Annotated in this window: 6 protein-coding genes and 1 pseudogene; 1 reads left to right on the forward strand and 6 read right to left on the reverse strand. The window is 74.2% G+C overall.

The window, feature by feature from the left end; translation table 11 throughout:
- Positions 1–35: 35 nt before the first annotated feature.
- Positions 36–1,478: an FAD-dependent monooxygenase gene (locus tag AB0I15_RS63165; protein WP_358119327.1), complete on the reverse strand. Its 1,443-nt coding sequence runs from the start codon at positions 1,476–1,478 to the stop codon at positions 36–38.
- Between the two features lie 32 nt (positions 1,479–1,510).
- On the reverse strand, positions 1,511–2,875 hold the full coding sequence (locus AB0I15_RS63170; RefSeq protein WP_358119330.1) for an MFS transporter: 1,365 nt from the start codon (positions 2,873–2,875) through the stop codon (positions 1,511–1,513).
- 122 nt (positions 2,876–2,997) lie between these two features.
- Here AB0I15_RS63170 and AB0I15_RS63175 point away from each other — a divergent pair, with 122 nt between their 5' ends.
- Entirely contained in the window at positions 2,998–3,291 is a 294-nt protein-coding gene (locus tag AB0I15_RS63175; RefSeq protein WP_358119332.1) for a helix-turn-helix domain-containing protein, read from the forward strand.
- 85 nt (positions 3,292–3,376) lie between these two features.
- Here AB0I15_RS63175 and AB0I15_RS63180 read toward each other — a convergent pair whose 3' ends face one another.
- The 4 genes and pseudogenes from AB0I15_RS63180 to AB0I15_RS63195 all read right to left on the reverse strand — a co-directional run.
- Positions 3,377–4,129, reverse strand: a complete 753-nt coding sequence (locus tag AB0I15_RS63180) for a peptidylprolyl isomerase (RefSeq protein WP_358119334.1) — start codon at positions 4,127–4,129, stop codon at positions 3,377–3,379.
- Between the two features lie 95 nt (positions 4,130–4,224).
- Complete coding sequence (locus AB0I15_RS63185; protein ID WP_358119337.1) at positions 4,225–5,025, reverse strand: alpha/beta hydrolase; 801 nt, start codon at positions 5,023–5,025, stop codon at positions 4,225–4,227.
- Positions 5,026–5,185: 160 nt separating this feature from the next.
- Entirely contained in the window at positions 5,186–6,754 is a 1,569-nt protein-coding gene (locus tag AB0I15_RS63190) for a CYTH and CHAD domain-containing protein (protein WP_358119340.1), read from the reverse strand.
- A 65-nt stretch (positions 6,755–6,819) separates the two neighbouring features.
- A pseudogene (locus AB0I15_RS63195) lies at positions 6,820–7,796 on the reverse strand (ATPase); the annotation flags it as partial.

The raw sequence follows: 7,796 nt of genomic DNA on the forward strand, positions 1-7,796 counted from the left end.
CGCTTTCGCGACGTCTTCACGGCCCTGGGCCGGCGTCAGGCTCGGGCGCTTCTGCCGAACCAGCGTTCGAGCGAGTCCCGCAGTGGATGTCCGACGGCGTCGGAGGTCCACGCCACGTATCCGTCGGGACGGATCAGCAGCGCCTCGGCGGGGTGGACGTGCTCCACGCCGGCCCGGAGCACGTCCACCCGGTCCGCCCAGCCGGCCGCCTCGGCCACCAGGTCGTCGCGCCCGGCCAGGTCGAGCAGGAGCGGCCGGTCGGTCCGCAGCGACTCCGCCAGCCTGATCGGCCCGCCGGCGGTCTTCAGCACGAGGTCCGGAGCCATCCGGCCGGCCCCGGGCACGCCCACGTCGTAGGTGGTGTGCACGCCGCTGATCATCCCGCTCAGGTACGTGTTCACCTCGTCGAAGCGCATCAGCTCGGCGAACAGCTCGCGGAGCGGATCGACCGCCGGGTCCGGGTCGGCCAGCGCGGTCTGCGCCCGCACGTTCCACAGCACGCGGGCGGCCACGGGATGCCGCTCCGCGTGGTAGGTGTCGAGCAGCCCGTCCGGCGCGTGCCCCCGCACCTGGGCGGCGAGCTTCCAGCCCAGGTTGAACGCGTCCGCCAGCCCGGTGTTCAGCCCCTGGCCGCCCCACGGGAAGTGCACGTGCGCGGCGTCCCCCGCCAGCAGCACCCGGCCCTCGCGGTACGTGTCCGCCTGCAGCGCGGCGTCGCCGTACCTGGACAGGTTGCGGGGATCGGCCATCGGCACCGCCCTGCCCAGGATGTGCCCGGCCGCCTCCCGCAGCTCGGCGAGGGTGACCGGGGCCTGGCGGTCGTCGTGCGGGGCACGGAAGTCGTAGGTGGTGACGCGGCTGTGCCCGGCGGGGTCGAGCCAGACGATGAGCCAGCCGCGCGGGGTGCGGGTGTAACCGGGCGGCACGCCGTACGGGTCGAGCAGCCGCACGTCGCCCATGAGCGCGGCCACCCGCGCGGGCGTGCCGGTGAACGGGATCCCGGCGGCGCGGCGTACCGTGCTGCGCGCGCCGTCCGTGCCCACCACGTGGCGCGCGGCCAGCTCGCGCCCGTTGGCGGTCAGCACCACGTGGTCGTCGCGCTGGACCAGCCCGGTGACCTCCTGGCCTCGCCTGATCTCCGCGCCCAGCGCGGCCGCGTGGCGGGCGAACACCTGCTCGGCCCACGCCTGCGGGCTGCCGACGATGCTCGCGCCCTCCTCCACGACCGCGCCCAGGTCGAGCCCGAACATGCCGGAGAAGTGGAAGCTCACGCTTCCGCCGCTCGGCCTGCCGACCGCCTCGAGCAGGCCGCGCCTGTCGAGGCTCTGCGCGGTACGCGCGTGCAGCGTCCCGGCCCTGGACTCTCCGGACGGCGTCGGCCGCCGTTCGAGCACGAGCGGCCGGACGCCCTGCAGCCCGAGTTCGGCGGCCAGCAGCATGCCCACGGGCCCGCCGCCCACGATCGCGACGTCGAACATCACATCTCCTCCCAGACGGACATCGGCGGGTTTCAGGCCGGCGTCGGCTGGGCGACGCGCCTCCTGGCGAAGGTGAGCGCGATCGCGGTGCCGAGCAGCATGCCCGCCGCGGCGAGGAACACCGCCGTGCGCAGCCCGGTTGCGAGCGCCGTGCCGCTCGCCTCGCCCAGTCCGCCGGCGGCCACCAGCACGGCCAGGCCGAGCGCCGAGCCGACCTGCAGCGCCGTGGAGGACAGCCCGGAGGCCACGCCCTGCTCGTGACCGGCGACGCCGCTGGCGGCGGCGATCCACATTCCGGTCCAGGTGAGGCCCTGGCCGAGCCCCATGATCACGATTCCGGGCAGGACGTTCGCGTACGAGCCGTCGGCGCTGACGCCGAAGGCCACCAGCGCGGTGCCCGCGGCCCCTCCGACCGTGCCGGCGATCAGGGTCGGGCGCATCCCGACGCGGCCCGCGAGCCGCCCGCCGAGCTGGGTGCCGAGGGCGATCAGCAGCGCGGGCACCAGGAAGGCCAGTCCGGTCGCCACCGCGCCGTAGCCGAGGACGGTCTGGAAGTAGACGGTCAGGAAGTACGGCAGCGCGTTGAAGGTGACGCCGAAGACCATGATGACGGCGACGGCCGAGCTGAGGCTGCGGTTGCCGAACAGCCGCAGCGGCATGAGCGCGTCGTCGCCGCGCCTCTCGACCGAGACGAACGCGGCCAGCAGGACGGCGGCCAGCACGGCGCCGCCGAGGACCGGCGGCGAGGTCCACCCCGACTCCGGTCCCTGGATGAGCGCGAAGGCCAGCAGGCTCACCCCGGCGGTGGCCAGCACGGCGCCCGGCAGGTCGAAGCGGCGTCCGCGGGCCCGCGGGCCGTCCGCCGGGATCAGCAGGTAGGCGCCCGCGATGGCGACGGCGGCCAGCGGCACGTTGACGTAGAAGACCGCCGGCCAGCCCCATGCCCCGGTCAGCAGCCCGCCCAGCAGCGACCCGAGCGCCAGCCCGCCGGCGCCCGCGCCGCTCCACACGCCCAGGGCCCTGTTACGGGCGGGGCCCTCCTCGAATCCCGTGTTGACCAGCGCCAGCGTGGCGGGGAAGAGCAGGGCCCCGCCGAGTCCCTGCACCGCGCGGGCGGCGATCAGCAGCGCCTGGCTCTCGGCCAGCCCACCGGCCAGCGACGAGAACGCGAACAGCGCCATGGCCGCGACGAACATCCGGCGGCGGCCGAGCAGGTCGGCCGCCCGGCCGCCGAGCAGCAGGAAGCCGCCGTAGGCGACGGCGTACGCGCTGGCCACCCACTGCAGCGTCTGGGCGGAGAAGCCGAGGTCCCGCCCGATGTCGGGCAGGGCGACGTAAACGATGAAGTAGTCGAGCGAGGTGATGAGCTGGGACAGCGCCAGCAGGGCAAGGGTCAAGCCTGCGCGATGAGTCACGTCTCCCACTTACGATTGTCCGGGATATTCGTACGGTTCGAGATGCTCGTACAGAGACGGACGCCTTGTCAAATCACTGTCCGGGACATGCGTACAATCGACGTATGCTGCATCCGTCACGCGACCAGATCAACCTGCTGGACGTGCTCGCGGCGCTCGGCCACCCGGTGCGAGCGAAGATCGTGCGGGCGCTGGAGTCGGGCGAGGAGCAGTTCTGTGGCTCGATCGTGCCCGACGTGCCGAAGTCCACGCTGACCACGCACTGGCGCGTCCTGCGCGAGGCAGGCGTGATCTTCCAGCGGCCCGAGGGCCGGAAGCTGTTCATCACCCTGCGCCGGCAGGACCTCGACGCCCGCTTCCCCGGCCTGCTCGACCTGGTGACACGGGAAGACCTCTAGGGGGTGCGCCCGGCTCCGCCCTCACCCGGCCCGGCGGAAGCGTGATGAGGTGGTGAGGACGGAGAGCGGGACGATTCGTGGCGGGCTACCTGCGGCGCACCTGGGCGTCCCGGATGTCGGCCGGGAGGACCGGCTTGCCGTCCACCGGGGGCGTGGGACCGTCCGGCACCGGCTGGATGCCGCCGGCGGCGATGCGGTCGAGCGCGGCGAGCCCGGCTGCGTCCACCGTGCCGAAGATCGTGTAGTTGGGCGCCAGCCCGGAATCGCCGTAGACCAGGAAGAACTGGCTGCCGTTGGTGTCGGGGCCGGCGTTGGCCATGGCCAGCACCCCGCGCGCGTACGTCTTGCGCACTCCGGTCGAGTCGCCCGGCCACGGCGGCAGATCCGTGGGCAGTTCGTCCTTGTAGCGGTAGCCCGGCCCGCCCTCACCGGTGAAGCCGGGGTCGCCGCACTGCAACACCTTCAGCCGGTCGTACGCGGTGAGTCGGTGACACGACGTGACGTCGTAGAACCGGTGCCGGATCAGGTGCACGAAGCTCTGCACCGTGCACGGCGCCTTGGCCGGGTCGAGGGCGAGCCCGATGTCGCCGTGGTTGGTCTTGAGCACCGCGGAGACCGGACGCGTGGGAGTGCGGCGCGGGTCCGGCGGCAGCGGCACCTTCCGCACGGCCGGGTCGTCGGGGGTCTCGGTGTACTGGCACGGCCCCTTGGTCGTTCGCGGCGGCCTGTCCAGCGCCGCCGCCGAGACCGGCAGCGCGCCGATCGCTATCAGCGAGCCGGTCGTGACTGCGGTCAACGCGGCGCGGGCCGCGGGTCGTACCAACGCTCTGCCGGACATCCTGTCCTCCACTGCGTGATGATCGCTGGGCTTCCTGTGGTCTAGTCGATCTGACCAGCGCAGTCAAGAGTTCGGCGCGCGCCTGTCCGCCGGGGTCAGGAGCCGGGGTGGGCGCCGTCGAGGAAGCCGCGCATGAGGGTGAGCCATTCCTCGGGACGCTCGGCGAAGGGCAGGTGCCCGGTGGCGAGTTCGGTCAGCCGCGCGCCGGGGATCCCGTCGGCGAGCTGCCGGTGGTGGAAGGGCGTCACCAAGCCGTCGTACGTGGTCGAGATGACGAGTGCCGGCACGGTGATCCCGGGCAGATCGCCGCGCACGTCCACCTGGTCGATCAGGGCCAGGTGGTCCGGCGTGCCGGGCGGGATGGCCGCCGCGGCCTCCTTCAACGCGCTGTCGAGGTCGTCCTGGCGGAAGCCGTCCAGGGTCGGCGCGCCGATGCCGATCAGGGCCACGAACGCCGCCAGCCGCTCGGCGTCGCCGTCCTCGAGGAGGTCTCGCCACAGGCGTACGGCGAGCCGGAAGCGGGGGTTCGGCCGGGCGAAGCCCGCGGTGAGGATGAGCGCGGTGACACGTCCGGGGTGGCGGGTGGCCGCGCGGACCGCCAGGGCTCCGCCCAGCGAGTATCCGGTGACGGCGAAGGTCTCCAGTCCCTCCTCGACCGCCGTGGCCACCAGTTCGTCGGCCAGCCGGTCCAGGGTCGGCGGGGTGGCCGCGCGAGGGGTGCGGCCGGTGCCGGGATAGTCGGGGCCGACCACGGTGTGGCGCTCGGCGAGGCCGTCCAGCACGGGTCCGAAGTTGGGCTGGACTCCCCCGCCGGCGCCGTGGGCGAGCAGCAGGCCGGGGCCGGTGCCGCGGACGACGCGGCCGAGCGGGGAAGGGGGCAGGGCAGGGGTGGGCATGGGTCGGCTCTCTTTCGGGTTCTCGGAGCGGCCGGCAGCAGGCGGGGTGGCACCTTCGCCGCCATGCGGCCACGCTAAACTCTCACATCGATGTGAGAGTCAACGCGATGAGGCGCGGATCACACGGCCGCCACGACCAGCGGACGGGACCAGCCGCCGGTCAGCCTCCGAGAGCGCGCAGGAGTTTGGGCCTGGCGGCCTTCTTCCAGGTGGGGGCCAGGGCGTGGTCCGCCTCGGCGGCCTCGTGGCGCTCGTCCGCGAGGAGCAGACCGAGGGTGAAGGCGTCGGCGGCCGTCAGGCCGGGTCGGGTGGCGAGCCGGGTGAGCTGCTGCCGGGCGACGAGGGCGTCCTGGCGGCGGCCGAGGGCCTCTTGCAGGCGTTCGGCCTGTTCGGCGAGCTTCTTGACGGGCTTGCCGAGGAAGGGCGTGGCCGCCTCGGCGGTGTACCGGGCGCGTTTGGCCGCCTTGCGGGCGGAGTGCAGGGCGCGGTCACGCTGGGGGCCCTCGGGCAGGTGCTCGGCCTCGGCGTACCTGCGCAGGACCTTGCGCCAGCTCTTGGCCACCACGGCGGGGGTGAGACGGCCGGCCTTGCGGCGGGCCCTGCCGCGCAGGGGCGGGGCGTCGATGAAGTCGTCGAGGGCCGTCAGCAGGGCGAAATAGCGCGGTGAGCGCAGCGTCTTGTTGAGCTCCCGCCGGGCCCTGCGCTCGCGCGCGACCAGGTGGGCGGGCCATTCCGCGGACTTGAGGTCGTTCACGCGCTGCCGCGCCGCGCCGCCCTTGTCCGGCCCGTCGCCGTCGAAACCGTCGCGGAGGTGGGCGGTGAGGTGGCGGTCGAAGCGCGCGGTGAGCACTTCGAGGTCGCGGACCGTGCCCAGTTCGCCGGCCAGCCACGTCAGCTCCGCGTCCAGCGGGCCGATCCGGTCGCCGTCCAGCAGCCGGGAGTGGGTGCGCAGCAGGCTGCGGATCCGGCGTACGGCCACGCGCATCTTGTGCACCGAGTCGTCGTCGTGGTCGGCCAGCCGTACCAGCGGGTCGTAGGCGAGCAGCCGGTCGCGCTGGCGCCGCACGTACGCGATCAGGACCGTGCCCGCGCTGCGCCCGGACTCGGGGGCGCGGCCGGGAGCCGGGGAGTCGCCGAGCACGCGGGCCAGTTTGGAGGCCGCGGCGGACGGCACGGCCCCGGACCGGCGCAGCCTGGCCTCCACCGTGTCCAGCACGCCGGCCGGGCCGTCCACCAGCTCGACCTCGACCTCGCGCCACGACGCGGGCCGCCGGTCCACGTCCAGGCGGCGGCCGAGGACCACGTCGTCGGCCACCTCGGCGAGCACCTCACCGTGCTCGCCCCGCAGCCGCCGTGTCGTGCGGGTGGTCTCCACGGTGACGATCGGGACGAGTTCGTGGCCGCGTACGTGGGCCGCCACCAGCTTGACCAGCCGCGCGGGCACCTGATGGACGCCCGACCCCAGCGGGGCGCGCACCTCCCGCCTGGAGCCCTTGGCCGCCGGCACCTTCAGATGCCATCCCTCGTCCCGGCCGCCGCGGCGGCGGCGCAGGGTGATGCCGTGGGCCGCCAGGGTCAGGTCCGGCGTGTCGACGTAGTCGGCCACCAGCCGCCGCGTCTCCGGCTCCTCCACCGAGACCTGGCCGTCCGGGCCGGCGAAATCGTCGATCGCGATCTCGGCGGCTCCGTCGATCTCGTATTTGCGTTCGACCTCCACGTGGCCAGCCATCACGTAACTCCTCAAAGCATCCGAAAACACCTTTACTACCCAGACGAACGGCATGAAACAGCAGGTCAACCCGTGGGGTCGAGTCCGGTCGGCGCGGTGCCGGTCGGCGCGGTGCCGGTCGGCGCCGGGGCAGGGGCCATCGGGGCGAGGCCGAGGCCGGCGAGAGCGGCGGCGCCGCGCTCGGCCTGGCCGCCACCGGCGAGCACCAGAGTCCGTGCGGACTGGTAGCCGCAGCCGGCGGCGTCGAACGCGTCCGCCGTCGCGAGCAGCGCCTGCCGGTCGCCGTCGAGCAGGGCTCCGGCGCGCGCCACGATGGCGGCGGCGACCGGGTTCCCGGCCACGATGTCCCGGGCCTCGGCCAGGTGGTCGCGAGCGTGGGGGCTCCCGGCGAGCACGGCGGCCTCGGCCCGCAGCGCGACGTACCAGTGCAGCCAGATCCAGGTGACCCACTTCCACACCTGCCCGGGCTCGGGGGCCATCCGCTCCAGCGCCTCCGCCGCCCGCCCCTGGTGCAGGAGGAGCATCCCGTCGAAGATCGCCCCGTAGCCGTACGTGCGCTCCGGTGGGGTGCCGAGCCGGTCGAGGACCTCCTGCCATTCGCGCCGGGCGTCCTGGTCGTCGCGCAGGCCGTGGATCATCGCCACACCGGCCGCCGCCGAGCAGAGGAACGACCGGGCGGGGCTGCCGGCCCGCCGCCACGCGTCGAGGAACCGGACACTGCCGGTGAGCACCTCGTCCACGCCGCCCGCCAGCGCCTCGACCACCAGCAGCCGGCACGTGGCCTGGTGGCCGACCTCCGCCAGCGACGGATGGCCGGCCAGCCGCCCGGCCCACTGGCGGGCGCCCGGCACGTCCCCCGCGCCGAGGCCGGCCTCGGTGACCATGACGAGCGCGTCGAGCAGTTCCTGGGTGCCGGCCGGCGAGACGGGCATGGACGACAGGAGCGTGATCCGGCGGCGGGCCAGGGCCGCGGTGGCGAACGTGTCGCCGGCCCAGCTCTGGGCGCAGGTCAGCTCGCCGAGTCGGCCGCGCTCGACGCGCT

This window comes from Nonomuraea sp. NPDC050643 (assembly GCF_040654715.1).
GTDB lineage: Bacteria > Actinomycetota > Actinomycetes > Streptosporangiales > Streptosporangiaceae > Nonomuraea.

What these genes read in the sequence shown, in the direction of transcription:
- AB0I15_RS63180 (WP_358119334.1), bottom strand. Translation starts at nt 4,129, where the DNA reads ATGTCCGGCAGAGCGTTGGTACGACCCGCGGCCCGCGCCGCGTTGACC.
- AB0I15_RS63165 (WP_358119327.1), bottom strand. Translation starts at nt 1,478, where the DNA reads ATGTTCGACGTCGCGATCGTGGGCGGCGGGCCCGTGGGCATGCTGCTG.
- AB0I15_RS63190 (WP_358119340.1), bottom strand. Translation starts at nt 6,754, where the DNA reads ATGGCTGGCCACGTGGAGGTCGAACGCAAATACGAGATCGACGGAGCC.
- AB0I15_RS63185 (WP_358119337.1), bottom strand. Translation starts at nt 5,025, where the DNA reads ATGCCCACCCCTGCCCTGCCCCCTTCCCCGCTCGGCCGCGTCGTCCGC.
- AB0I15_RS63175 (WP_358119332.1), top strand. Translation starts at nt 2,998, where the DNA reads ATGCTGCATCCGTCACGCGACCAGATCAACCTGCTGGACGTGCTCGCG.